This is a genomic window from Frankia sp. Mgl5 (assembly GCF_023242985.1).
In the GTDB taxonomy this organism is placed as follows: domain Bacteria; phylum Actinomycetota; class Actinomycetes; order Frankiales; family Frankiaceae; genus Parafrankia; species Parafrankia soli.
In genome coordinates this window covers 1-337 of record NZ_JALKFY010000567.1, presented here as the reverse complement: position 1 = coordinate 337, position 337 = coordinate 1, and the positions used below count along the sequence as shown (strand labels likewise).

Annotated in this window: 1 pseudogene; it reads right to left on the bottom strand. The window is 54.6% G+C overall.

The features are described 5' to 3' along the window. Nucleotides 1-337: pseudogene (locus tag MXD62_RS10660) on the bottom strand (catabolite control protein A); the annotation flags it as partial.

Below are 337 nucleotides of genomic sequence, written 5' to 3'. Positions count from 1 at the left end.
ATGATGCGCAGTCCAGACTCGTAGAAGTAGTTGCCTGGTGCAACCAACTGCTCGTCCAAATTCATCCCGGCATCTGCCAACGCCTGCTTGTACCCTTCGAACCGGAGCAGCCCTGCCAGCGGGTCGTTTAGCGGACTGGTGATCATCGCAATCCGCTTATGTCCATGATCGATCAGCACACGCGCCGCATCATAAGCAGCCTGAAAATAGTCGATGGTGACGGAGGGCAAAATACTGTCGGCATCTCTGGTCGCCGCCAGCACGATCGGTACAGAGGCTGTGGAAAGCGCTTGGATATGATCTTCCTTAATGTCAGAGCCCATGAACAGTAGCCCAT